Below are 23,418 nucleotides of genomic sequence, written 5' to 3' on the forward strand. Positions count from 1 at the left end.
ATGCCTTCCTCACCGTCCTCCTCTGCCCAGGCCGCACGTGAAGCCGTCGCCCACCGGCTGCGTGACCTCCGCAAGGAAGCCGGCCTGACGGTCGTGCAACTGGCTGCCGCTTGTGGCTGGCACTACTCGAAGACCTCCCGCATCGAGAACGCCCTCACCGGTCCATCGGCAACCGACATCCGCCGATGGTGCGCCGCCACCCACGCCGACGACCAGGCACAGGACCTCATCGTCCAGTCCGTCAACGCCGAGTCGATGTACCGGCAATGGCGCGACCAGGTCCGTTCCGGTCTGCGGCACCTCCAGGAAAGCCGGGTGCAGGTCTTCCGCACGACGGAGTCCCACCGCATGTACTCCGCCGGCCTCGTCCCCGGTCTCCTCCAGACCGAGGGGTACGCGCTCGCCGTTCTCGGGATCGCCGCGAGCGTCCACGGCGTGGACGTCGACGACAGCGCACAGGCCGCGCGCGCCCGCGTCGAGCGCTCCCGCATAGTCCATGAGCAGGGCCACCGCTTCGTCGTGGTCATCGAAGAGCCGGTCCTGTACTGCCAGATCGCCGACCCGGACGCGATGGCCGCGCAGCTCGGCTACCTCCTCACCGCCGGCGCACTGCCCGCGGTGTCCCTCGGCATCATCCCCATGACGATCCGGCGCACGCACTGGCCGGAGGAGACCTTCCACATCTACGACGACCGGCTTGTGTCCGTCGAACTCGTGTCCGCCGAGGTGAGCCTGACCCACCCCGGCGAAGTTACCCAGTACCTGGAGACGTTCGACCGACTGCGGGCCATGGCCGTGTACGGCAGCGACGCCCGCAGCCTGATCCTTCGCGCCATCGATGCCCTGCACTGACCCCGGACACACGAAAGCGGCCCCGCGGGGCTGTACGGGAGCGGGTCGGCCGTCGGGGGCCCGTCTCCGTCAAGACGTTGCGTTCTGAATTATTCAATAGCTGTGCCCGTGAGGTGAGATTTCAAGCGAACACGCGGACAGGTTCTTTGACGTAAAAGGCAGAGTGGGACTTCTTACCGCACACAGGCCGCTGCGGCGTGCTACTGTCGATCTCAGTTGCAGGTGTGGTTGCCGGTAGGTTCATTTTCCGACGGGTTAATCACCGCGATTCCCCCAAGGAGATATGACATGGCTGCCGGTACTGTTAAGTGGTTCAACGCGGAAAAGGGCTTCGGCTTCATCGAGCAGGACGGTGGCGGCGCTGACGTGTTCGCCCACTACTCGAACATCGCCGCCCAAGGCTTCCGTGAGCTGCTCGAGGGTCAGAAGGTGACCTTCGACATCGCGCAGGGCCAGAAGGGCCCGACGGCCGAGAACATCGTTCCCGCCTGACGCTTACGCGTACTTGCAGCTGGGGCCCGCATCCTTCGGGGTGCGGGCCCCAGCTGCTCGCATTTCCGGCGTTTCCCGCAGCGATAAACAGCGATAGACAGCGATAAATATCGCGTCCGCGCCGCGTCCACTCCTTTCAGCACCTGTGCCCGTACGCATTTTCCGTCGGCCAGATTCGCTGCCCGTTCCACCGGCCCTTCTTGCAATTCACCGTGCTGCTCATCGCTGCGGGAATTCCTTGATATGTGCCGCATCGAGGAAGGTTCCGCATGAACCGCACACGTACGAACGACCGCTTCGCCCGCACCCGTAACGGCAGTGCCGACGCCGGAAGGGCCGGAAGGGGTGGCAGCCGGTTCGGTTCGCCGGCCCCGCGCCGTTCCGGTGGCCAGGGCCGCCGACCCGCCGCCGTACAGGGGGAGTTCGCCCTCCCCGAGTCCGTCACCCCCGCGCTTCCCGCCGTGGAGGGCTTCGCCGATCTCGACATGCCCGGGGAACTGCTGGCCGCGCTCGGCGCGCAGGGCGTGACCGTACCGTTCCCGATCCAGGCGGCGACCCTGCCGAACTCCCTGGTCGGCCGTGACGTCCTCGGCCGTGGCCGCACCGGCTCCGGAAAGACCCTCGCCTTCGGCCTTGCGCTGCTGGCCCGTACGGCCGGTCGGCGCGCCGAGGCCAGGCAGCCGCTCGGGCTGATCCTCGTACCGACGCGTGAGCTGGCGCAGCAGGTCACCGACGCACTCACCCCGTACGCCCGTTCCGTGAAGCTGCGGCTCGCCACGGTCGTGGGCGGGATGTCGATCGGTCGGCAGGTCAGCGCGCTGCGTGGGGGCGCCGAGGTCGTCGTGGCCACCCCGGGACGCCTCAAGGACCTCATCGACCGCGGCGACTGCAGGCTGGACCAGGTCACCATCACCGTCCTGGACGAGGCGGACCAGATGGCCGACATGGGCTTCATGCCGCAGGTCACCGCGCTGCTCGACCAGGTACGCCCCGAGGGCCAGCGCATGCTGTTCTCCGCCACCCTCGACCGCAACGTCGACCTGCTCGTGCGCCGTTACCTCAGTGACCCCGTCGTGCACTCCGTCGATCCCTCGGCGGGCGCAGTCACCACGATGGAGCACCACGTGCTGCATGTCCACGGCGCCGACAAGCACACGGCCACCACCGAGATCGCCGCCCGCGACGGCCGCGTGATCATGTTCCTCGACACCAAGCACGCCGTCGACCGCCTCACCGAGCACCTCCTGAACAGCGGGGTACGGGCCGCGGCGCTGCACGGCGGCAAGTCCCAGCCGCAGCGCACCCGCACGCTGACGCAGTTCAAGTCCGGGCACGTCAACGTGCTGGTGGCGACCAACGTCGCGGCGCGTGGCATCCACGTCGACAACCTCGACCTCGTCGTCAACGTCGACCCGCCCACGGACCACAAGGACTACCTGCACCGCGGCGGCCGTACGGCCCGGGCCGGCGAGTCCGGCAGCGTCGTCACGCTGGTCACCCCGAACCAGCGCCGCGAGATGACCCGGCTGATGGTGGCGGCCGGCATCGTCCCGGTGACCACCCAGGTCCGCGTCGGTGACGAGGCCCTGCACCGCATCACCGGGGCCCAGGCGCCTTCCGGTGTCCCGGTTGTCATCACCGCACCGGTGGTCGAACGCCCCAAGAAGCGTGGCGCCACCTCGCGCGGTCGACGCCGTCCCGCCTCGGCGGCCCGCCGCGTGTCCGTACGGCAGTCCGCCGTCGTAGCGGCGGCATAGCCCTTCGTGATCAGAAGTGATCAAGAGTGATCAGGAAGCCGGCCCATCTTCGCAGGAGGCACCCTTTGACGCTGCTCCAGACGCAGACCCGCCCCGTGTACGCCCACCCCGGGCACGGCACGCCGGCCGACACCAGGGACGTGGCCGGCCCACGGGTCTGGGGGGACATGACCGTCGAGGTGGCCCTGTCCGTGATGGCGGCCGCCCGTACGGGCCGTCTGGTCGTCTGTGACGAGGACGGCCAGCGCATCGGCCTGGTCACCCGGGCCCAGCTCACCTCCGTTCGCGACGGCCTCGGCTACACGGACCGAATCCGCCTGCGTGACGTCACCGACGGCAACGGGCTCCTCGCCCTCTCCCTCTTTCACTGAGCACTGAGCACTGAGCCGCTGAACCGCTGCACGGCTGTCCCGGACCCGTCTCCCCTTCTCCCTGTGAGGCATCATGCGCTGCGTCATCGCCCGCTTCCCGTTCGACCTGACCAAGAGCGGCGTTCTGGAATCGATGAAGGGTGTCAAACCCGAACCGGTCACCGGCGAGTCCGTGATCATCGGACGACGCCACTACCCCCTCAAGCAGGTCGGCCAGGTCATCACCCGTCAGGACCGCCGCGATTTCAGTGCCGGTGAGGTCCTCCGGGCCATGGCCCAGCTCGGCTTCACCTGCCGCGCCCTTCCCGCGGCCGCGCCGGCGCCCAGCGAAAGCCCGTTGGAGCGGGCTTCCGCACTGCTCGGCACCCCGTTCTCCGTCTGACTGACGTTTCCTATGGTGGCGGCGGGTGCGGACCGGTAGCGTCTGTGCCAGCTGTCGTGGTTCGGAGTTCCCCTTGCCCACGCCTTTGGTGTGGGCGCTTTGCTGTGCTGTGCCGCAGGGACCAGGGCGATCACCTCCGTCTTCCCCACAGGGGGAGGGCGTTTCATCGACTGGAAGGCATGACTATGGCTTCGGGAACTGTGAAGTGGTTCAACGCGGAGAAGGGCTTCGGCTTCATCGCCCAGGACGGCGGCGGTCCGGACGTCTTCGCGCACTACTCCGCGATCAACTCCTCGGGCTTCCGTGAGCTCCAGGAGGGCCAGGCCGTGACGTTCGACGTCGTCCAGGGCCAGAAGGGCCCGCAGGCGGAGAACATCACCACTGCGTGATCTTTCACGTGACGTTCGGGGCCGCGCGGCGCACGCCGTGCGGCCCCGGCGTTTTGTGTTGACGTTTCTTGGCCACAGCTTGATCAGACGTGTCTCCTCGCTTTGATCCGCCATGTCCGTGGCGTGCCTAGTCTTGGCCCGCCTTGGGGGTTTTGAGGGGGAGTTGAAGATGGTGCGACGGAGATCGCTCGCTTTCGTCGGGGTGGCCGCGCTGGTACCGCTGCTCGCTTCCGCCGTGTCCGCGCAGGCCGCGTCGGGCTCACTGGCCGTCACCACGCTGGGGCGGCACGGCGCCAAGGTCTCGACGACCGTCACCGTCGTCGCCGTGCCGTCCGGACAGACGTACCGCGTCACGTCGGGCAAGCGGATCAGCCTGCCGGTGGGCCGCTACCTCGCGATGACCGACATCTGGGAGCAGGCCACGGACGGTCTTGGCACCGACACCATCGGCGCGCAGGTCGTGCAGGTGTCGGGGAGTACCTCCGTGACGCTCGACGCGCGCAAGGGCAAGGCCGTCAAGGTGTCCCTCGACACGCCCGCCGACGTGACCGGCCTGCCGCGGATCAGCGCGCAGGTCTGCGCGGCCACCGTCAGTAACATGCCCTCCGCCTTCAGTTCGGGCGGCTGGAACTACCAGGGATCCCTCTACGCCATCCCGAACTCCTCCAAGCTGCTGCAGTTCGGGTACCTGGCGCAGTGGTCGGGCAACGACAGCTACGTCGCCGTGAAGAACACCACGGGCATCCCGGCCGCGCCGGGCGGTTCGTTCAAGCGGGCGAACCTGGCCACGATGCGCTTCTCGGTGCGCAGCGGCACGCAGATGGCCCGGCAGAACGACACCGCGCTCCAGGCGATGCCCAGGACCGACGACTGCACGACCGACCTGATGGCCGAGGTCCGCGAGGACAACGCGCCGTACAGCGCCACCGTCCATGTGACCCCCGGGACCTGGCAGCCGCGCGACGACCTCATCGCTAGCAACGGCGACGACGTCGGCGGCGGTTTCCCGAAGATCAGGACGCTGACGGCGGGACAGAGCTTCACCCAGTCGTTCGGGCGGGCCGCGTGGAGCCCGATGCACTACCTGCCGGTGATCAGGAACAAGTCCGTCACCTTCATCCCGGACGCCCTGATCGGCGACCCCGACGTCGGTGTCAACGGGGCCGACCCGACGAAGGAGACGGTGGTCCTGTCCAAGGGAAGCACCACCGTGAAGAAGCAGACCCTGACCAACTGGGGTACCGGCGACGCCGAGTTCTCCGCCGGCATCCACTCGGTCGGCTGGTACGACCTGACCGTCGACGCCCATCGCTACCGTCCCGGCATCACCTTCCCCGCCGGCATGCTGTCGTCGCGCGTCACCCTCGACTGGCACTTCAAGGCCGACCCGAACAAGGCGATGGTCGCGCCGGTCTTCATGACCCGCTTTCTGCCCACCGGGCTCAACAGCCACAACCAGGCCGCGGCGAACAGCACCACCACGGTCGACGTGAGTGCCGGACGCGGTTCCCAGGGCCCGGATCTGAGGTTCACCGCGGTGACCGCCAAGTCCGTGCGGGTCTGGTCGTCCGCCGACGGCGGCAAGACCTGGAGGGCCGCGACCGTCAAGCACTCCGGCTCGGCCTGGCAGGCGTCCGTCCACAACCCGGCGTCCGGTGCGGTCGCCCTGCGCTCCGAGGTGACCGACGCCGCCGGGGACCGTTCGGTGGAGACGGTGTACCGGGCGTACGCCATCGGCTGAGACCGGCCGGGGGTCCGGGGCGACTCAAAATTTCGGTCGACGCCGGTTCACAGCAGGTGGCGGTTGGGCGCCTTCGCGCGGCCCTCGTACTCGCCCAGCACCACCACGTCCACGCCCGCCCCCGTGAGCAACCCCGTCCCGTCGGCCCCCGCCACGAACGTGTCCGGCTCCCGCCACGCCGTCACCACCCGGCGTACTCCCGCGTCCAGGATCAGCCGGGCGCAGGGGAGGGGGCGGGACGCCCGCCGGGTACAGGGTTCCAGGCTCGTGTACACGGTGGCCGTGGCCAGGCGGGGGTCGGCCGGATCGATCTTCGCCAGGGCCGCCTCCTCGGCGTGGACCACCGGATCGCCGGCCTCCCTGGAGTGGCCGCGGGCCAGCTCCGTGCCGTCGGCGGCCACCACCACCGCGCCCACGCTGAACGCCGTCTGTGAGGGCGGGCACAGGGGCGCCAGCTCGCAGGCCAGGGAGAGCCAGTGGCGGTCCGCGGGGGACGGGTGCAGGCCGGTGCCGGGGGCGGTGGGTTCGTAGCGCATGAGGACCACGTCCTCGATCCGGCGGGACTCCACGAGGCGGAGGCGGCCTGCCTGGTAGGTGCCCGGGCCGAAGAGGCGGGGGGCGTCCGGGGTGCCCACGAAGAGGGGGGCGAGGACCAGCTGCAGTTCGTCCGCCAGGCCCTGCTGGAGGAGCTGGGTGTGGACCCGGCCGCCGCCCTCCACCATCAGGCGGTCCACCCCGCGCTCCTCGTGCAGGTGTTCCAGCAGACGGTGCCAGTCCAGTTCGGGACCGAGAGAGACCACGTCGGCCGCGAGACCGAGGGCGCCGGCCCGCTCCGCGCCCTTGTCCGTCGTACAGAGAAGCTTCTCGCCGCCCGTGTGCCAGAAGTTCGCGGACGGGTCCAGGTCGCCCGAGCCGCTGACCGTGACCTTCAGGGGGAATGGCGGCTTTCCGGCGGCGACCCGGGCCGCGCGGCGTGCCTCGGAGTTCACCAGCAGGCGGGGGTTGTCGGCGCGGATCGTGCCCGCGCCGATGAGGATCGCGTCCACGGAGGCGCGGACCTCGTCGACGCGGTCGAAGTCGGCCGGGCTGGACAGGAGGAGCCGGTCGGGGCCGGTGTCGTCGAGGTATCCGTCGAGGGATACCGCGGCGGAGAGGAGGACGTAGGGATGGGGCATCGGGGCTGTCCCTCTCGCATACGGATGGCGGGGCTTGGTTAAAGTTTGAAGCAAACCTACACTGGGGGCATGACGACCCGCTGGCTCAGCCCCGACGAGCAACGCGCCTGGCGCGCGTACATCGCGGCCGCGTTCCTCCTGGAGGACACCATCGACCGGCAGCTCCAACAGGAGGCCGGTATGCCGCACGTGTACTACTCCATCCTGGCCACCCTCTCCGAGGCGCCGGAGCGACGGCTGCGGATGACCGAGCTCGCCGAGGGGCTGAAGATCACCCGGCCCCGGCTGACGTACGCCGTCGCCCGGCTGGAGAAGGACGGGCTGGTGCGGCGCGAGAGCTGCGAGTGGGACAAGCGCGGCAGCGTCGCGGTCCTCACGGACGAGGGTATGACGGTGCTGGAACGGGCGGCGCCCGGGCATGTGGAGACGGTCCGCGCCGCGCTCTTCGACCGGCTCACCCCCGAGCAGGTGGGGCAGCTGGAGGAGATCTTCACGAGCGTGACTGAAGGGCTTCTGGGTGAAGGCGGCGGCTCCGAGGAGGTCCCCTGGCGCCGACGCTCGTCCCCGTCCTGCTCGTAAGGAACGCCCCGCGTGACGAGCGCCATAAATCCATTGCTTCAAATTTAAAGCATGGGGTAGTGTCTCGGATCAGTAGAACTGCTTCAAAACTGAAGCAGGTATGCCTACGAACCGGAGTACCCGCATGCCCGACCTGCCCGCCGCCACCCAGCGCTCCCGCGTCCGCGTCCCGCTGCGCTTCGGGGACGGCTACCGCGTAGACGCCGAGCTCGTCACCTTCCACGGCCTGACCGACGGCCAGGAGCACCTCGCCGTCGTCCTCGGCGACCCGGGACCCGCCCCCCTGGTGCGCCTGCACTCCGAGTGCCTCACCGGCGACGTCTTCGGCTCCGCCCGCTGCGACTGCGGCCCGCAGCTGCGCGAGGCGGTCGAGCGCATCGCCGAGCGCGGCGGCGTCCTGCTCTACCTCCGCCAGGAGGGCCGCGGCATCGGCCTCTACAACAAGCTCGACGCGTACGCCCTTCAGGACCAGGGCCTCGACACCTACGCCGCGAACACCGCGCTGGGCCTGCCCGAGGACGCCCGCGACTACACGGCGGCCGCACAGATGCTGCGGGCCCTGGGGATCGAAGAGCTCGACCTGCTCTCCAACAACCCGGACAAGGCGGGCCAGTTGCGCGACCTCGGCATCGACGTCCGCGACCGCGTCCCCACCGGCGTCTTCACCACCGCCCACAACGTCCGGTACCTGCGCGCCAAGGTCCTGCAGACCCAGCACACGCTGCCGCTGGGGGAGTTGACCGAGCTCGGCGTCGGATGAGCGTCACTTGGGCGTGTGCGCCAGATAGGCCAGTACCGCCAGCACCCGCCGATGGCCGCTGTCGCTCGGCGGCAGGCCCAGCTTGAGGAAGACGTTGCCGATGTGCTTGCTGACCGAGCGCTCGGTGACGACGAGGGTCTTCGCGATGGTGGTGTTGTCGTGGCCCTCGGCCATCAGCTTCAGCACCTCGCGCTCGCGCGGGGTGAGGGAGTCGAGGGGGGTGTCGCGGCGGCGGGTGAGGAGTTCGGTGACGACCTCGGGGTCGAGCGCGGTGCCGCCGGCCGCGACCCGCTCCAGCGCGTCGAGGAACTCGTCGACCCGGCCGACCCGGTCCTTCAGGAGGTAGCCGACCCCGCTGCTGCCACCGCCCAGCAGTTCGGCGGCGTACGACTCCTCGACGTACTGCGAGAGCACCAGCACCGGGAGCCCGGGGATCCGCTCGCGCGCCTCGAGGGCGGCCCGCAGCCCCTCGTCGCGGAAGCCGGGCGGCATGCGCACGTCGAGCACCGCCACGTCCGGCCGGTGCTCCAGCACAGCGGGCAGGATCTCCGGACCGGTGCCGACGACGGCCACCACCTCGTGCCCGGAGGACGTCAGCAGGAGGACGAGCCCCTCCCTCAGGAGGGCGTTGTCCTCGGCGATCACCACACGCACGGCAGCTCCACATCGATCACGGTCGGGCCCCCGGCGGGGCTGGTCACTTCGAAGGTCCCGTCGAGCGCGGCGACCCTGCGCCGCATCCCGAGCAGCCCCGAACCCGCGGACTCGTCGGCGCCGCCCCGGCCCTCGTCCCGCACCCGCACGGTCAGGCCGCGCCGGGTGCGGGCGAGCCGGACCTCGGCATGGTCGACCCCGCTGTACTTGGCGACATTGGTGAGGGACTCGGCGACCACGAAGTAGGCCGCGGCCTCCACCGCCGCGGGCGCCCGGGTGCCCGCCTCCAGACCGCCGTCCTCGACGCCGACCGTGAGCCCGCTGCTCGACGCCAGGGCCCGCACCGCGCCGACGAGACCCCGGTCGGTGAGGATCGGCGGATGGATGCCGCGCACCACCTGCCGCAGTTCCGTCAGCGCCTGTTCGGCCTGGTCCTGGGCGTCGTCCAGCAGTCTGCGGGCGGCGGCGGGGTCACGGTCGTAGGCCCGCTTGGCGAGTCCGATCCGCATCGAGAGGGCCACGAGGTTGGCCTGGGCGCCGTCGTGCAGGTCCCGCTCGATGCGGCGCAGTTCGGCCTCGTGTGCGGCGATGGCGTCGGCCCGGGTCTCCTTCAGCTCCTCGACCCGCCGGGCCAGCCTGGCCTTCGGGGAGGGCATGAGCAGCGCGGTCGACCAACGGGCCTCGGTGTCCGCGAGCTTCACGATCAGCGGCAGGACGACCGGGCCGCGGCGCAGGATCCCGGCCCGCACACCGTCGACCACCAGGCCGAGGGGCCACAGCGGGAGGGCGAGGGCGAGGAGGGCGCCGTAGAGGTAGTAGGCGACCATCCAGCGGAGGTCCCTGAGCGTGCCCGGGTCCCGCACGGAGATCCTCAGCCGCTCGCGGAGCGTGCCGGTCATCGGCGTGTACGCCTCGGGGATCTCCCTGCCCGTCCACAGGGCGGTCAGGTTGCGCTTGGCGCCGGCGATCCGCCGTATCAGCAGCACGGCCTCGGGCAGCAGCCAGCAGCCGACCACGGCGACCGTCCCGATGGCGGCGATCAGCAGCACGGTGATGAAGATGTACACGCCGAAGCACATCGCCGCGGCCACCACGAGGTGCACGGTCGCCATCGCCGCACGCTGCACCGACTTCCCCATGCGGCTCACGCTAGATGATCGGGCCCGGGAGCACGGTGTAGCCCGCTACACCACTACGGCCTCCCGTCGTCGATCCGCACGGAAACAACCCTGGCGCGAACCACGCCGCGGATGACGTATGCTGGTCACACAACGACGCGGGGTGGAGCAGCTCGGTAGCTCGCTGGGCTCATAACCCAGAGGTCGCAGGTTCAAATCCTGTCCCCGCTACTCACGGCTCAGGGCCGGAGTCCAGTTACTGGACTCCGGCCCTGAGTGTTTCCCCGGGTCGGGCCGCTGCTCGTGACGTGGGGTGAGCGGGTGAGCGCCCTCCGCTTAACCACTGACAGGCAGTCAAAACCTGTGGGTTGGCTGAGGCGAGGTCAACTCGCCCGTTTTTCACCGTTCATGGGCCGTAAGTCCTGCGGGATTTCGTTAATGATCAAGCGGAACGGCTTGGAATCGGGCCCCCGGGTCTATTAACGTTCGATAACGCAGCGCGGTCGTCCCAGCCGTCACAAGAGACGGCTCCGTGCTCACGCGCCGAATTCCGCAAGGAAACCGGGGAACCACCAACTTGGGGTGAATCGCTCGTAGTCCGCCGTGGCAGCACGGCCGGTATACGCGCGTAGGAGACCTTCCTGCTCCGAACCCGTCAGCTAACCCGGTAGGCGAGAAGGAAGGAAAGGAGCGCGCCCACGTGGCGTCCAACCCGCCTGCCCCCGAGGCGCCGTACGTTCCGAGCGACACCCTCGTGTACGACGGCTACCGCGCCGACGACGAGGCCCCGCTCGGCGAGTGGAACCCGACCGCGGAGTCCCTCGCCCCCGTACGAGGCCGGCACCGCGTCGCCAAGCAGCGTGGCGGAGGATTCGCCCGTAGCTCCACCGTTCTGGGCGTCGGTGTCATAGCCGCCGTCAGCGCCGGCGGGATGGCCAGCGCCAACACCGGCAAGCCGCCGGTCTCCCTCTCCATCCCCGACCTGCCCTCCGTGGGTTCGCTCATCTCGGACGACTCCGACTCCGCCGCGGACGACACGAGCGCCTTCAGCAGCGTCGGCGCCACCACCGCCGACACCGCCAAGGGCACCTCGGACGCCGGTGAGGCGCTGCGCTCGCGCATCCTGGCCCAGGCCGAGGTGCAGCAGGGCCAGATCGACACCAAGGCCGCCCAGGCCGTCGCGGCCGCCGCCGAGAAGGAGGCCGACGCGGCCGCCGCCAAGGCGGAGAAGGACGCTCAGGAGAAGGCCGCCGCCGCGAAGAAGAAGGCGGAGGAGGAGGCCGCGAAGAAGGCCGAGGCCGAGCGCCTGGCCGAGCTCGCCAAGCAGTACACGCTGCCGACCTCGTCGTACACCATCACGGGCACCTTCGGTCAGGCCGGCTCCCTGTGGTCCTCCGGCTATCACACGGGCCTCGACTTCGCCGCGCCCACGGGCACGCCGATCAAGGCCATCCACAGCGGCACCATCACGGAGGCCGGCTGGTCCGGCTCCTACGGCTACCGTACGATCCTGACCCTCGACGACGGCACCGAGCTGTGGTTCTGCCACCAGTCCTCGATCAGCGTCAGCGTCGGCCAGAAGGTCGGCACCGGTGACGTCATCGGCCGCGTGGGCGCCACGGGCAACGTGACCGGCGCGCACCTCCACCTGGAGGTCCACCCGGGCGGCTCGGCCGACGGGATCGACCCGATGGCGTGGCTGCGCGGCAAGGGTCTCAACCCCTGAGGTTTACGGCGATTTTGCGGCCGTTGTGGAAGACGGGCGTCCGGGGCTTGCGTTGACGTAGGACATGACTACTTCTCCGCTTCGCAAGCTCGGCTCCTCCGACCTCGAGGTCTTCCCGCTCTCCCTCGGTGGCAACGTGTTCGGCTGGACGGCCGACGAGGCCCAGTCCTTCGCCGTCCTCGACGCCTATGTCGCCGCGGGCGGCAACTTCGTCGACACGGCCGACTCCTACTCGGCCTGGGTCGACGGCAACTCCGGCGGTGAGTCCGAGAGCGTCATCGGCAAGTGGCTGGCGGCCCGGGGCACCCGCGACGACGTGGTCATCGCTACGAAGGTCAGCCAGCACCCCGACTTCCCCGGCCTGACCGCCACCAACATCAAGGCCGCCGCCGACGCCTCGCTGCAGCGCCTGGGCACCGACCACATCGACCTGTACTACACCCACTTCGACAAGACCGAGGTGCCGGTCGAGGAGATCATCGGCGCGCTGGACGAGCTGGTGAAGGCGGGCAAGGTGCGGGCGATCGGTGCCTCCAACATCTCCGCCGCGCGCCTCGCGGAGTCCCTGGCCTTCTCGGACCGCGAGGGCCTGGCACGCTATGTCGCCCTGCAGCCTCACTACAACCTGGTCTCCCGTGACACCTACGAGGGCGAGCTGCAGGCGGTGGCCGCGCGCGAGGGTCTCGCCGCCGTCCCGTACTACGCCCTCGCCTCCGGGTTCCTCACCGGCAAGTACCGCCCCGGCACGACCGTCGACAGCCCGCGGGCCGCGGCGGGCGCCGGCAAGCACCTGGAGACCGAACGCGGCCGGAAGGTCCTCGCGGCCCTGGACGACATCGCCGAGTCCCACGGCGTCCCGGTCGCCACGGTCGCCCTCGCCTGGCTGGCGTCCCGGCCGACGGTCGCGGCCCCGATCGCTTCCGCGCGTACGGTGGAACAGCTGCCGGCGCTGCTGGGGGTGGCGGAGCTGGAGCTGACGGAGGAGGAGGCGGCGCGCCTGACGGAGGCGTCGGCCTGACTCCCGGGCGGCAGGTGCCGACCGGGCTCTGAGCAGCCCTACGTCCGGTACGGGTTGTACGCGGGGTACGGCACCGCCGGGTGGGGCGGCTGGACCGGGTGCGGCGGATGGCCGTACACCCCGTACACCGGCCAGGGCGGCGCGGCCACCGGTACCGGCGGCGCCGTCATCCGGGCCGCATGGTCCAGCGCCGGCCGCGCGACGTCCCGCCGTCGCCACAGCTCGTGCAGCAACTCCCGCTCCCGTACGACGAAGTCGGCGTTCGCCCGCCCGAGCCGCCCCCGGCGCCGGAGGAACGCCAAGGACGTCGCGTACGCCTCGTACTGCGAGACGGCCCGTGCCGCGGCCCGCCCGCCGAACTGGCGCCGTGCGTACTCCCGCGCCACCCGTCGCGCCCGCATCGAGCCCAGCACATACGGCTCGGTCGGCGCCAGCCACCCGGCGACGGCGTACGCGGGCAGTTCCTCGCGCACGGTCTTCAGCTCCCGCTGCCGCGTCCAGATGACCAGCCAGGTCAGCAGCGCGAACGCCGGCACCATGAACATCGCGTACACCGCGAAGAATCCGAACTCCCCGAACGTCGACGAGCCGTTCCACGTCGCGTGCATGCCCATCGCGAGCAGCAGCCCGGACAGTGGGACGAGCACCCGTCGCACGTGCTGGCGTTCGGCCGAGAGCGCGGAGATGCCGAAGCCGATGCCGGTCAGGACGGTGAACAGGGGGTGCGCGAACGGCGACATCACGACGCGCACGAAGAAGGTCGCGGCGGTGACGGAGGCGATGCCGCCGTGGCCGTTGAGCTGGTCGGTGCCGAAGGCGGTGCCGAGGTAGAGGATGTTCTCGGTGAAGGCGAAGCCGGTGGCGGTGACCCCCGCTATCACCACACCGTCGACGATTCCGGTGAAGTCCCGTCTGCGGAACAGGAAGACGAGCAGCACGGCGGCGGCCTTGGCCGACTCCTCGACGATCGGCGCTATCACGGTCGCGCCGAGGGTGTCGGCGCCGGACGGGTCGGCGGTCGCCGTCGCTATCCACTTCGTCGCGAAGCTGTTGGCGATGATCGCTATCAGCGCCGCCGCGCAGGCGCCCCACGCGAAGGCGAACAGCAGATTGCGCCAGGGCCCCGGTTCGACCCGGTCGAGCCAGCGGAACGCGGCTATGAGCAGCGGTACGGGCAGGACGGCGAGCCCCAGGCCGACCAGGAACCCCTCGGTACCGGTCTGTTGACGGACCAGGGCGAGGATGACGAGCCCGGACAGCGCGAGGAGCGTGATCAGGGCGCCGTAGCGCAGCCTCCCCCGGAGGAGGTGTCCCCACCGCTGCCACCAGTGCGCATGCCGCAGCGCGGCGCCACCGGTGGGGTCACCGGGGTGCGTCGGATACGGGGGACAGGTGGCCACAGCATCGACCTTAACGAGACAGAGGCGCCGCCCGCAGGCGGGGCGGGTGATCAGGCGCCGGTGGGGGGCCGGTCGGGTCGGTCGCCGTGCTGTACGCGGCGGAACAGCAGGTCGTTCACGACATGTCCTTTGTCCAGTCCCTGCCCCTCGAAACGAGTCAGCGGCCGGAAGTCGGGACGTGACGCGAAACCGCCGTCGGCCTGTGTGTTCTCGAAGTCGGGGTGCGCGGTGAGCACGTCGAGCATCTGTTCGGCGTACGGTTCCCAGTCGGTCGCGCAGTGCACCAGCGCCCCCGGCCGCAGCCGCGTCGCGGCCAGGTCCAGGAACTCCGGCTGGATCAGGCGCCGCTTGTGGTGCCGCTTCTTGGGCCAGGGGTCCGGGAAGTAGACGCGCAGCCCGTCGAGCGAGTCCTCGGTGAGCATCTCGCGCAGCAGGATGATGGCGTCGCCGTTGCCGACCCTGATGTTGGACAGCTTCTGCTGCTCGGCGAGATTGAGCAGGTTCCCCTGCCCAGGGGTGTGCACATCGACGGCGAGGATGTTGATCCCCGGCTCCGCGGCGGCCATCTGCGCGGTGGCCTCACCCATCCCGAAGCCGATCTCCAGCACGACCGGGTGGTCGTTCCCGAACATCTCACCGAGGTCGATCGTGCGCTGTCCGTCGATGTCGAGGCCCCACGTGGGCCACAGCCGCTGCAACGCGTCCGCCTGCCCCGCCGTCACCCGGCTCCGGCGCGGCTGAAAACTCCGGATCCGCCGCTCGAAGTGCGATCCCGCGGGATCGGCACTGGGACCGTCGGGAAACCGCGGCTCCCCTTTGGCCCGGGTGTGCCGAACGGGGACACCGGGGGCGTGCAGAGCGGACTCGCCGGCGGCGGCGGGCCGGGACCGGGGGGCTTCGGGGGCGTTGAGGGAGTCAGACACAGTGGGGTCGATTTTACGGTGACCTCTGGGATGAACGCCGCCCTGGGATGTTCCGGCCGTCACGTCCGGGGCGGGGCAGGACCCGGTCGGCGCCGAGGGCGTCGGTGACCGGCTGCGTGGAGTCGCCCGCGCTGGCGGTGTCGGTGCCGGTGCCGGCGGCCATGCGGCGGGCCGTCGTCTTGGCTTCTGGGCTGTCACGTCCGGGGCGGGGCGTCTGAGTCGTTACGTCCGGGCCGGTCACGTCCGGGTGGCCGCGGCCGGGCAGCCAGTCCGGGCGGGCTGTGTCGGGGGCAGCCGCGTCCGGGCCCGTCGCGTCCGGGTAGCCGGTCCGGGTGGCCGGTCCGGGGCAGCTGCGTCCGGGTCGTAAGGGCCGGAGGCGGCGCCTGCGGACTGGCGGCACCTGCGGACGGGTGGTGGCACCCGCATCCGTCACGCTGAGCGCAGCGTTTCCAGTGCCCGTCGGGCCGCCTCGGTCGCGTGCGGGGGGGGTGCCCCTATGTGTTTGGTCAAGGTCGAAGGCCAGTAGGTTCGTGTGGTCGAGGGCGGACTGAGCTGTAGGGGTGGGCATGAGTGATGGCCAGGTCACGATCAAGCTCACGAGTGACGAGGCGCTGGTGTTGTCGCACGGGCTGGAGAAGCTCCAGATGACGGACCTCAGCCAGGTTGTCGACGATCCGGCGGTCTGGGCGCCGATCCATAGGATCGCCGGAACGCTCGACAAGGCGCTTCCTGAGCTGTTCGCATCCAACTATGACGAGCGGCTTGAGGCGGCTCGTCAGAGGCTTCGGCCGGAGGACTGATCGAGCGGCCTGAACTCCTCAGCTGGCTGCGGCGGGTTGGGGTTCGTAGAAGGTGCCGTCGCGGAGCATCGCGAAGAGGACGTCGGCTCGTCGTCTGGCGAGGCAGAGCAGGGCCTGGGTGTGGTGCTTGCCCTGGCTGATCTTCTTGTCGTAGTAGGTCCGCGATGCCGGGTCGCCCAGGGCAGCGAACGCGGAGAGGAAGAAGGCCCGTTTGAGCTGTTTGTTTCCCCTCCGGGAGGGCTGTTCGCCGCGGATCGAGGAGCCTGAGCTCCGGGTCGCCGGGGCGAGGCCCGCATAGGCGGCGAGGTGGCCGGCGGTCGGGAAGGTGCTGCCGTCGCCGACCTCGATCAGGATGCGGGCTCCGGTCCTGACGCCGATGCCCGGCATGGACGTCAGGACCTTCGAAAGAGGGTGGGCCTCCAGCAGTTCCTCGATCCGCCCGGCCAGCAGCTTGCGCTGGTCAAGCACGGCGGTCAGCGAGCCGGCCAGACTCGGGACGATCAAAGCGGCCGCCTCGGTGCCCGGAACAGTGACGGTCTGCTCGTCCAGGGCAGCAAAGATCTCCTCGACCAGCCGCTCGGCCATCCTCGGCGCCTTCGGCCGTAACAACGTGACGAGGCGCCGTCGTCCTGCCTTGCGGATCTGGGACGGAGAGCCGAACCGCTCCAGCAGGGCCAGGACGGCCGGGTGTTGCAACCGCGGCCCCAGCACCCGCTCCAGCGAGGGATGGATCTGGGTCAACAGGCCGTGCAGCCGGTTCGCGACGCGGGTGGCCTCGCCGGCCAGGTCGTCGTCGAAGCCGACGACCATCTCCAGCTCGGCGATCGTCTCGTCCTCGCCGTCGATGGCCCGCAACGTGTGAGGCATCGCCCGGGCCGCGTCCGCGATGATGAACGCGTCCCGCGCGTCCGTCTTGGCCTCGCCCGGGTAGAGGTCGGCGATCCGGCGCATCGTCAGCCCGGGCAGGTAGGCGATGGGGCAGCCCATGTCCCGCGCAACCGCCAGCGGCAGAGCGCCGATCGAGGCCGGCTGGTCAACCACGACCAGCACCGTTCCGTGCTTGGCCTGGAGTTTCGCGAAGAGCTCGCGGAGTTTGGGTTCGGTGTTGGGCAGCCGCTTGTCGAAGGCTTTCTTCCCAGCCGGGGTGACGGCGGTGGCATGGTGTTCGCCCTTGCCGACGTCCAGGCCGAGGAAGACGTCGATGTCGCCGGTGTCGATCACGTGCAGGCCCCTCCGGTCACGCTTTTCGTCCGGCCTTGCCAGGGCACCGAGCTGCCACATCCACGTTACGGAGAGCTCTTCCGGCCCGGGTGAAGCCGGTGCTCAAGCCCCTCATCAGCGGTCCGTCGATGCCTCCGGACCCGGTGACACCACCCCCCGGATCATCAACAACAAGGGGGGGAAGTCATGCCGGACCCGAAGGCCGGAGACCCCATTGCGGAGCCGCGAAAACGGTAACGGGGGGGGCAGCCGCGTCCGGGTCGTCGGGGACGGTGGCGGCGCCTGCGGACGGTTGGCGGCGCCTGCGGACGGGTGGTGGCGCCCGCATCCGTCACGCCGAGTGCAGCGTTTCCAGCGTCGGTCGGGCCGCCTCGGTCGCGTGCGGGGGGCAGCCGCGTCCGGGTCGTCGGGGACGGTGGCGGCACCCGCGGACGGGTGGCGGCGCCCGCATCCGTCACGCCGAGCGCAGCGTTTCCAGCGCCCGTCGGGCCACCTCCCGCCCGATCGGCAGGGAAGCCGTCGCCGCGGGCGAGGGCGCGTTCAGCACATGCACCGCCCGAGCTCCCTCGCGGATCAGGAAGTCGTCCACCAGCGTGCCGTCCCGCAGCACCGCCTGTGCCCGCACCCCGGCCGCCGAAGGCACCAGATCATCAGCCGTGACGGCAGGCAGCAGCCTGCGCACAGCCGCGGTGAACGCCCTCCGCGACACCGAGCGCCGCAGCTCCCCCGTGCCGTACCGCCAGTGCCGCCGAGCTATCTGCCACGACCCCGGCCAGGCCAGCGTCGCCGCCAGCTCCCGGGGCCGTACGGTCCCCCAGTCGTACCCCTCCCGGGCCAGCGCCGGCACCGCGTTGGGCCCGACGTGCACGCCCCCGTCGATCCCGCGCGTGAGATGCACCCCGAGGAAGGGAAACGCCGGATCCGGCACCGGATACACCAGTCCCCGCACCAGCTCGGGCCGCGCCAGCGAGTAGTACTCCCCCCGGAACGGCACGATCCGCATCCCCGGCTCGTCCCCGGTCAGCCGGGCCACCTCGTCGCAGTGCAGCCCGGCGCAGTTCACCAGCACCCGCGCCCGTACGACGTCCCCGGCGCCCGTCAGCACGGCGACCCCGAGCTCCGGCCGCCGGTCGATCCGCCGTACCTCGGCGCCGTACCGGATGTCCGCGCCCGACGCCTCGGCCAGCTGCCGCGCGACCCCGACGAAGTCGCACACGCCGGTCGTCCCGACGTGTATGGCGGCGAGCCCCTCGACCTCGGGTTCGTACTCCGCGATCTGGGCGGCGCCCAGCTCGCGCACCGGAATGCCGTTCTCCCGGCCGCGCTGCACCAGTCCGTGCAGCCGCGGCAGCTCGCTGCGCTCGGTGGCGACGATCAGCTTGCCGGTGACGGCGTGAGCGATGCCGTACTCCGCGCAGAACTTGACCATCTCGGCGGCGCCCCGCGCCGCGTACCGCGCCTTGAGCGACCCGGGCCGGTAGTAGATCCCGCTGTGGATCACCCCGCTGTTGCGCCCGGTCTGATGCCGAGCGGGCCCGGCCTCCTTCTCCAGCACGACGACCCGGGTACCGGGCGCGCTGCGCGTGATCGCATACGCCGTGGACAACCCGACAATGCCCCCACCGACCACGAGCACGTCACAGTCGTAAGCGATCCCCGTCGACACCTGCACCACCTCCCACACCCGATAGTGCACTGCACCACTGACAGTCACTTCAAACGCGGGGGACGGTGACGGTCTCCGGAGCTCAGACAGCTCAGGCCGGAGCCATCAGCAGCGGCCGGGCTCGTTCCCGGAGCTCCACCACCCGCGGTTCATCACCGTACGGCTCCAGCCGATGAAGCAGATCCTTCACGTACTCGGTGGTACGGGCCGAGGAGATCCGCCCCGCGACCTCCACCGCCCGCACGCCCTGCTCGCACGCCGCGTCGAGATTGCCCGACTCGAGCTCGGCGACCGCCGAGACGACGAGGCGGAGCCCGTGCGACCGTACGAACTCCTCCGTCGGTTTCGACAGCGCCTGCTCCGTGAACCGTCGCACCTGACGCGGTGCCTTCAGGTCCCGGTAGCACTCGGCCGCGTCGGCGGCGAACCGGTCGTACGAGTAGAACCCGAGCCACGACGGATCGTTGTCCCCGTCCCGGGACCGCTCCAGCCACCCCTCGGCCGCCTTGAGCGCCGCCCCGGCCGCGGCGGCGTCACCCGCACGCGCGTGTGCCCGCGCCTCGACGAGCCGGAAGAAACTCATGGTGCGGGCGGTCGCCAGACCCCGGTTGCGCTCCAGCGCGGCCTGCGCGAGATCGACGCCCTCGTCGCCGAAGCCCCGGTAGGTCGCCTGCAACGACATCGACGCCAGCACATACCCGCCGAGCGGTACGTCGGCGGCGGCCCGGGCCAGCCGCAGTGCCTGGATGTAGTACCGCTGCGCCGCCTCCTGCTGGCCCGTGTCGAAGGCCATCCAGCCCGCGAGACGGGTGAGTTCGGCGGAGGCCCCGAACAGGGCCCGGCCCACCTCGTCGGAGTACGAACCGAGCAGCAGCGGCGCCGCCTCCACCCGCAGACACTCCGGCACCATGGACGAACGCCAGTCGCCGCCTCCGTACTTGGAGTCCCAGCGCCTGGCGTCCTCGGCGGCCTCCCGCAGCTTCTGCACGTCGCTGTGGCCGACTTTGAGCGGTGCGCCGGAGTCCTCGGAGTGGTTCACCTCGCGCGCGACCGAGCTGTCGGCCGGAGTTATCAGCCACCGTGAGGCGGGCGTTGCGTATGCGCTCACTGCGAACGAACCGGCGAGGGACTGCCAGATGCCGCCCGCGCCCGACCGGCGGCCGGCGAGGTCGAGACGGTAGAGCTCCGTGGCCGACCTGACGGCCTGTCCGACGTCCCTGGGGAAGGCGAGGCCCACCTCCGGCGCGGGATCCGCGTCCGCCAGGCCGATCTCGTGGAGCGGCACCGGGCGGCCGAGCTTCTGGCCGATGGCGGCGGCGATGAGATGCGGCGCCGCACCTTGCGGCACCATTCCCTTCGACACCCAGCGCGCCACCGACGTCTTGTCGTAGCGAAGAGTCAACCCGCGTTGAGCGCCAAGATCGTTGACGCGACGCGCGAGTCCTGCGTTGCTGATTCCCGCGAGGGCGAGAACGGTGCCGAGTTTTTCGTTCGGCCCGCGTTGCTCCCTGGACATGCGCCACCCCTCGACACAGACGGCTGCCGCGCTGGCATAACCATGCGGCATTCGTAAACCCAGCGTAGTTCGCCGCATCCCAAGCGTTAAGAGGCATTGTTCCGGATGGCGGGATTGTGGTCCGTACTGAAGTACGGGTCCGATACGCGCAGTTGTGTCGTGCTCCCGTTGTGTGGCCGTGCGCCTGTCCGTGCGCTCTTCTCCGGCCAATGGGGGAGCGCTTCCATGGATGATGCGTGGGTCGGCCCGCTGTACTGGATCCAGTGGGCTGGGGGACACCGCCGCCTACATCCCCGCGGGCGGCGGACGGGCCCGGGGGGCGAAGTGGCGTCTCCCGGGCTGCGCGCCTGTCGTGCGGCGCGCGGACTGTGTACGGAGCGTGCGCGAGCCTGTCCTCATGACGCCGATTTGGCTGAAAAAAGACCCTCGTCTTCGCGGGCTATCAGCCCTCCTACCATGGCAGTTGAGGGCGCGTTAGGCGTTTTGGGGGAGCGTATCGGGGGCGCATTCGCGTCGTACGCCCCTTGCCTCGCGTGGGTGTTCGCAGGCGTACGCGGGTGTTCACAGGGGCGCGTTCCCCGCATCTCAAGCGACTCCACCGGCCCTCCGGCACGCTTCCTTCATGGCAGCATGGTGACCGGTTCGTACGGTGCACTGGTTGTCCACAGCCTGTGGAGGCGTCGATGCGGTGGTTGGTGGGATGGAGCAGCACCGCCGCGGGCGTCTCCGGGATCGGGGCGGCGGGGGCGACCGGAAGCGACGGCGAGACCGTGCACCCGGTGGGTTCCCACCTGTTGTGGGGTGACCCGGATCCGCTGTGGGCGGTCGGCGACTGGCGCCCCGACGAGGTGCGCGTGGTCACGGTCGACGCGCAGACCCGGATCGCGGTCCTCGGCACCTGCGGGGCCTCCGACGAACAGCTGCGGGTCGGACTGCTCGCCGCGCGCGGAGGGGCACTTCGGCATCTGACGGCCTGGTCGGGGGCGTACACGGCGGTGGTCCAGGTGGGCCGCCGGATCACCGTGGGCGGCGATCTGGCGGGCGTACGGCCGGTGTTCTACACGCCCTGGGCCGGCGGTACGGCCTACGCGACCGCGGCCCTGCCCCTGGCCGACCTCATCGAGGCCAACCTCGACTTCGGGCACCTCGCCGCGCTGCTCGCCGCCCCCGACGTACCGGCCGCGCTCCACGACTCCACGCCCTATGAGGGTGTGCGGCGCATTCCGCCGGGTCACGCGCTGATCCTGCGCAACGGCGCGCGCGAGATCGCCGGCTACGAGCCGGTCGCCTCCCTCGCGGTCGCCGCGCCCTCCGCCGACCCGGACAGCGCGGTCGACGGTGTGCGGGACGCGCTCATCGAAGCCGTGCGCGCCCGGCTGTCCGCGCCCCGGCATGTGCCCGACATCGACCCCGGCCCCGTGCCCGGCATGGGGCCCGCCGAACGCCGTGCCGCGCGCGGGATGCCGGTTCCCGGGATCGGCGCCGACCTGTCCGGGGGGCCCGCGTCGGGGACGCTCGCCCTGCTGGCCGCCGGGCTGCCCGGCATGCCGGGGACGGTCCTGGGGCACGGCACCGGGGCCGGCGAGCGGCTGCTCGCGGTCACCTTCAACGACCTCGCCGTGGGCGGTCGGGAGGCCGAACTGGAACGGGCGGGGACGCTCGCGGCGAATCCCCGGCTGCACCATGTGGTGGTGACCGGCGGTGAGGAAACGCTTCCCTACGCTGAACTGGACGGGCCGCTGACGGACGAACCCGGGCCGTGCCTGGTGACGGCCGCGCGGCACCGCGCTCGGCTGGCCGCGGGCAGCGCCGACCACTTCACGGGGTACGGGGCCCGGCAGGTGCTGGACGCGCATCCGGCGCGCCTCGCGGACCTGCTGATGGACCGCAAACGGCGCCATCTGGTCAGGCCGGTGGCCGCCCTGGCCAAGGCGGACGGTTCCGTGCTCGTCCCCGCGCGCGTGTACGGCGCCGCGCGGCGGCTGGCCCGTACGCCGTACCGGGTCGGTCTGGAGATGTTGGCCGACCGGCTCATGCACCAGCGTTTCGACGAGCCCGGGGGTGCGGTGGGGGCGTCTCTCGCCGCGCTCACCTGGGCCAGACCGGGGCCCGCGGCGCGGTGGCTGACGGGGGAGGCGCTGGCTGAAGTATCGGTTCGCCTGCAGGGGGCCACGCATCGGTCCGGGGTAGGGCCCGGGCAGCATCCCGGCGATTTCCGCGCGCGTGCGGCACTCGCGCGTCACGCGTCGGACCTCCGCGTGCTGGAGCAGGCCGTGGAGATCCGCTCCCAGCGGCTGCACGCGCCGTTCCTGGACAACCAGGTGGTGCGTGCCTGTCGTGCCCTTCCCGAGGCGCTGCGGGTCCGGCCGGGGGCCCGTGCGGAAATCCTCCGTACGGTGCTGGAGGGCGCCGGTGTCTCCGACCTTCCGCCCGGCTGGGGTGCCCCGTCCCACGCCTCCTCCGCCGCGGCGACCCGGACGGGGCTGCGGGTGGCGGCGGACTCCCTGATGTCCCTGTTCGGCACGCCGTTGCTGGCGCAGGCGGGTCTGGTGGAGGCACGGGTGGTCCGCAAGGCGCTCCGGGCGGCGGCGGAGGGCGAACCGCTGCCGTTGGACGGGCTGGCGGACCTGGTCTCGCTGGAACTGTGGCTGGGCCGGCTGCTGGCCCGCCGGGGGACGTGCTGGACGGGAACCCCGGCACGCGCGCGTGCGGTGCCGGCGGGGATTCGGCCGCAGCGGGGGGCGTTGGGGGCGGGTGCCTCCGGCGGTTGAGCGTTGTTCGGCTGCGGGTTCGGTGGGGGCGGGCGTTTTTGCGCAGTTCCCCGCGCCCCTGGGTGCCTGCGGCGGCCCGTTGCGGCTCCGGTGGGGGCTTGTGTAGC

At 70.8% G+C, this 23,418-nt stretch carries 21 protein-coding genes, 1 tRNA gene and 1 riboswitch; of the genes, 14 read left to right on the forward strand and 8 right to left on the reverse strand.

What is annotated here, in order from left to right; all coding sequences use genetic code 11:
* The 7 genes from ACIBJB_RS46335 (at position 1) to ACIBJB_RS46365 (ending at position 5,984) form a co-directional block, all read left to right on the forward strand.
* A complete protein-coding gene (locus ACIBJB_RS46335; protein ID WP_398940184.1) occupies positions 1 to 852 on the forward strand; it encodes a helix-turn-helix domain-containing protein in 852 nt (283 codons plus the stop codon).
* Between the two features lie 288 nt (positions 853 to 1,140).
* A complete protein-coding gene (locus ACIBJB_RS46340; protein ID WP_023586116.1) occupies positions 1,141 to 1,344 on the forward strand; it encodes a cold-shock protein in 204 nt (67 codons plus the stop codon).
* A gap of 269 nt (positions 1,345 to 1,613) precedes the next feature.
* A complete protein-coding gene (locus ACIBJB_RS46345) occupies positions 1,614 to 3,101 on the forward strand; it encodes a DEAD/DEAH box helicase (RefSeq protein WP_398940185.1) in 1,488 nt (495 codons plus the stop codon).
* Between the two features lie 65 nt (positions 3,102 to 3,166).
* Entirely contained in the window at positions 3,167 to 3,472 is a 306-nt protein-coding gene (locus ACIBJB_RS46350) for a CBS domain-containing protein (RefSeq protein ID WP_398940186.1), read from the forward strand.
* Positions 3,473 to 3,545: 73 nt separating this feature from the next.
* On the forward strand, positions 3,546 to 3,854 hold the full coding sequence (locus ACIBJB_RS46355) for an SCO5918 family protein (RefSeq protein ID WP_398940187.1): 309 nt from the start codon (positions 3,546 to 3,548) through the stop codon (positions 3,852 to 3,854).
* A 185-nt stretch (positions 3,855 to 4,039) separates the two neighbouring features.
* Positions 4,040 to 4,243 carry a cold-shock protein gene (locus tag ACIBJB_RS46360; RefSeq protein WP_067022489.1) on the forward strand — a complete coding sequence of 68 codons (204 nt, stop codon included), beginning with the start codon at positions 4,040 to 4,042 and terminating at the stop codon, positions 4,241 to 4,243.
* A gap of 169 nt (positions 4,244 to 4,412) precedes the next feature.
* Positions 4,413 to 5,984 carry a hypothetical protein gene (locus ACIBJB_RS46365; RefSeq protein WP_398940188.1) on the forward strand — a complete coding sequence of 524 codons (1,572 nt, stop codon included), beginning with the start codon at positions 4,413 to 4,415 and terminating at the stop codon, positions 5,982 to 5,984.
* A gap of 47 nt (positions 5,985 to 6,031) precedes the next feature.
* Here the strand turns inward: ACIBJB_RS46365 and ACIBJB_RS46370 are convergent, their stop codons facing one another.
* Positions 6,032 to 7,159, reverse strand: a complete 1,128-nt coding sequence (locus tag ACIBJB_RS46370; RefSeq protein WP_398940189.1) for a dihydrofolate reductase family protein — start codon at positions 7,157 to 7,159, stop codon at positions 6,032 to 6,034.
* A gap of 69 nt (positions 7,160 to 7,228) precedes the next feature.
* Between ACIBJB_RS46370 and ACIBJB_RS46375 the strand changes: the two genes are divergently transcribed.
* Positions 7,229 to 7,738 (forward strand): MarR family winged helix-turn-helix transcriptional regulator, encoded by a 510-nt coding sequence (locus ACIBJB_RS46375; RefSeq protein ID WP_398940190.1) that lies wholly within the window; start codon positions 7,229 to 7,231, stop codon positions 7,736 to 7,738.
* 124 nt (positions 7,739 to 7,862) lie between these two features.
* A complete protein-coding gene (gene ribA / locus ACIBJB_RS46380) occupies positions 7,863 to 8,498 on the forward strand; it encodes a GTP cyclohydrolase II (protein WP_398940191.1) in 636 nt (211 codons plus the stop codon).
* 3 nt (positions 8,499 to 8,501) lie between these two features.
* Here ribA and ACIBJB_RS46385 read toward each other — a convergent pair whose 3' ends face one another.
* Together ACIBJB_RS46385 and ACIBJB_RS46390 are read right to left on the reverse strand one after the other, a co-directional pair.
* Entirely contained in the window at positions 8,502 to 9,152 is a 651-nt protein-coding gene (locus tag ACIBJB_RS46385) for a response regulator transcription factor (RefSeq protein ID WP_359390182.1), read from the reverse strand.
* A complete protein-coding gene (locus tag ACIBJB_RS46390) occupies positions 9,140 to 10,291 on the reverse strand; it encodes a histidine kinase (RefSeq protein WP_398940192.1) in 1,152 nt (383 codons plus the stop codon). The genes ACIBJB_RS46385 and ACIBJB_RS46390 overlap by 13 nt, the downstream gene beginning before the upstream one ends.
* Before the next feature lie 136 nt (positions 10,292 to 10,427).
* Between ACIBJB_RS46390 and ACIBJB_RS46395 the strand changes: the two genes are divergently transcribed.
* The 3 genes from ACIBJB_RS46395 to ACIBJB_RS46405 all read left to right on the forward strand — a co-directional run bounded on the left by ACIBJB_RS46395 (position 10,428) and on the right by ACIBJB_RS46405 (position 13,014).
* Positions 10,428 to 10,501, forward strand: a tRNA-Met gene (locus ACIBJB_RS46395).
* 300 nt (positions 10,502 to 10,801) lie between these two features.
* Positions 10,802 to 10,959: riboswitch (cyclic di-AMP (ydaO/yuaA leader) on the forward strand.
* Positions 10,960 to 10,970: 11 nt separating this feature from the next.
* Positions 10,971 to 11,996 carry a M23 family metallopeptidase gene (locus tag ACIBJB_RS46400; protein WP_398940193.1) on the forward strand — a complete coding sequence of 342 codons (1,026 nt, stop codon included), beginning with the start codon at positions 10,971 to 10,973 and terminating at the stop codon, positions 11,994 to 11,996.
* A 64-nt stretch (positions 11,997 to 12,060) separates the two neighbouring features.
* Entirely contained in the window at positions 12,061 to 13,014 is a 954-nt protein-coding gene (locus tag ACIBJB_RS46405) for an aldo/keto reductase (RefSeq protein WP_398940194.1), read from the forward strand.
* A 38-nt stretch (positions 13,015 to 13,052) separates the two neighbouring features.
* On the opposite strand, the gene ACIBJB_RS46410 is transcribed toward ACIBJB_RS46405, so the two are convergent.
* Together ACIBJB_RS46410 and trmB are read right to left on the reverse strand one after the other, a co-directional pair.
* Positions 13,053 to 14,414, reverse strand: coding sequence for a PrsW family intramembrane metalloprotease (locus ACIBJB_RS46410; protein ID WP_398940195.1), 1,362 nt, complete (start codon positions 14,412 to 14,414; stop codon positions 13,053 to 13,055).
* Positions 14,415 to 14,464: 50 nt separating this feature from the next.
* On the reverse strand, positions 14,465 to 15,337 hold the full coding sequence (gene trmB, locus ACIBJB_RS46415; RefSeq protein ID WP_398940196.1) for a tRNA (guanosine(46)-N7)-methyltransferase TrmB: 873 nt from the start codon (positions 15,335 to 15,337) through the stop codon (positions 14,465 to 14,467).
* Positions 15,338 to 15,903: 566 nt separating this feature from the next.
* Between trmB and ACIBJB_RS46420 the strand changes: the two genes are divergently transcribed.
* The gene (locus tag ACIBJB_RS46420; RefSeq protein ID WP_398940197.1) at positions 15,904 to 16,137 is read left to right on the forward strand and encodes a hypothetical protein; all 234 of its coding nucleotides are present in this window, start codon (positions 15,904 to 15,906) and stop codon (positions 16,135 to 16,137) included.
* An 18-nt stretch (positions 16,138 to 16,155) separates the two neighbouring features.
* Here ACIBJB_RS46420 and ACIBJB_RS46425 read toward each other — a convergent pair whose 3' ends face one another.
* The 3 genes from ACIBJB_RS46425 to ACIBJB_RS46435 form a co-directional block, all read right to left on the reverse strand.
* Positions 16,156 to 17,358 carry an IS110 family transposase gene (locus ACIBJB_RS46425; RefSeq protein WP_398940198.1) on the reverse strand — a complete coding sequence of 401 codons (1,203 nt, stop codon included), beginning with the start codon at positions 17,356 to 17,358 and terminating at the stop codon, positions 16,156 to 16,158.
* A gap of 454 nt (positions 17,359 to 17,812) precedes the next feature.
* Positions 17,813 to 19,033, reverse strand: coding sequence for an L-2-hydroxyglutarate oxidase (lhgO, locus tag ACIBJB_RS46430; RefSeq protein ID WP_398940201.1), 1,221 nt, complete (start codon positions 19,031 to 19,033; stop codon positions 17,813 to 17,815).
* 82 nt (positions 19,034 to 19,115) lie between these two features.
* A complete protein-coding gene (locus tag ACIBJB_RS46435; protein ID WP_057609392.1) occupies positions 19,116 to 20,540 on the reverse strand; it encodes a hypothetical protein in 1,425 nt (474 codons plus the stop codon).
* A gap of 683 nt (positions 20,541 to 21,223) precedes the next feature.
* Between ACIBJB_RS46435 and ACIBJB_RS46440 the strand changes: the two genes are divergently transcribed.
* Entirely contained in the window at positions 21,224 to 23,311 is a 2,088-nt protein-coding gene (locus ACIBJB_RS46440; RefSeq protein WP_398940199.1) for an asparagine synthase-related protein, read from the forward strand.
* The last annotated feature ends 107 nt before the right edge of the window (positions 23,312 to 23,418 follow it).

Source organism: Streptomyces sp. NPDC050759 (assembly GCF_044456945.1).
In the GTDB taxonomy this organism is placed as follows: domain Bacteria; phylum Actinomycetota; class Actinomycetes; order Streptomycetales; family Streptomycetaceae; genus Streptomyces.

Bases quoted from the DNA above. Each gene is read 5' to 3' on its own strand.
- ACIBJB_RS46335 (WP_398940184.1), top strand. From the start codon at position 1: ATGCCTTCCTCACCGTCCTCCTCTGCCCAGGCCGCACGTGAAGCCGTC.
- ACIBJB_RS46340 (WP_023586116.1), top strand. From the start codon at position 1,141: ATGGCTGCCGGTACTGTTAAGTGGTTCAACGCGGAAAAGGGCTTCGGC.
- ACIBJB_RS46345 (WP_398940185.1), top strand. From the start codon at position 1,614: ATGAACCGCACACGTACGAACGACCGCTTCGCCCGCACCCGTAACGGC.
- ACIBJB_RS46355 (WP_398940187.1), top strand. From the start codon at position 3,546: ATGCGCTGCGTCATCGCCCGCTTCCCGTTCGACCTGACCAAGAGCGGC.
- ACIBJB_RS46360 (WP_067022489.1), top strand. From the start codon at position 4,040: ATGGCTTCGGGAACTGTGAAGTGGTTCAACGCGGAGAAGGGCTTCGGC.
- ACIBJB_RS46365 (WP_398940188.1), top strand. From the start codon at position 4,413: ATGGTGCGACGGAGATCGCTCGCTTTCGTCGGGGTGGCCGCGCTGGTA.
- ACIBJB_RS46370 (WP_398940189.1), bottom strand. From the start codon at position 7,159: ATGCCCCATCCCTACGTCCTCCTCTCCGCCGCGGTATCCCTCGACGGA.
- ACIBJB_RS46375 (WP_398940190.1), top strand. From the start codon at position 7,229: ATGACGACCCGCTGGCTCAGCCCCGACGAGCAACGCGCCTGGCGCGCG.
- ribA (WP_398940191.1), top strand. From the start codon at position 7,863: ATGCCCGACCTGCCCGCCGCCACCCAGCGCTCCCGCGTCCGCGTCCCG.
- ACIBJB_RS46390 (WP_398940192.1), bottom strand. From the start codon at position 10,291: ATGGGGAAGTCGGTGCAGCGTGCGGCGATGGCGACCGTGCACCTCGTG.
- ACIBJB_RS46405 (WP_398940194.1), top strand. From the start codon at position 12,061: ATGACTACTTCTCCGCTTCGCAAGCTCGGCTCCTCCGACCTCGAGGTC.
- ACIBJB_RS46420 (WP_398940197.1), top strand. From the start codon at position 15,904: ATGAGTGATGGCCAGGTCACGATCAAGCTCACGAGTGACGAGGCGCTG.
- ACIBJB_RS46435 (WP_057609392.1), bottom strand. From the start codon at position 20,540: ATGTCCAGGGAGCAACGCGGGCCGAACGAAAAACTCGGCACCGTTCTC.
- ACIBJB_RS46440 (WP_398940199.1), top strand. From the start codon at position 21,224: ATGCGGTGGTTGGTGGGATGGAGCAGCACCGCCGCGGGCGTCTCCGGG.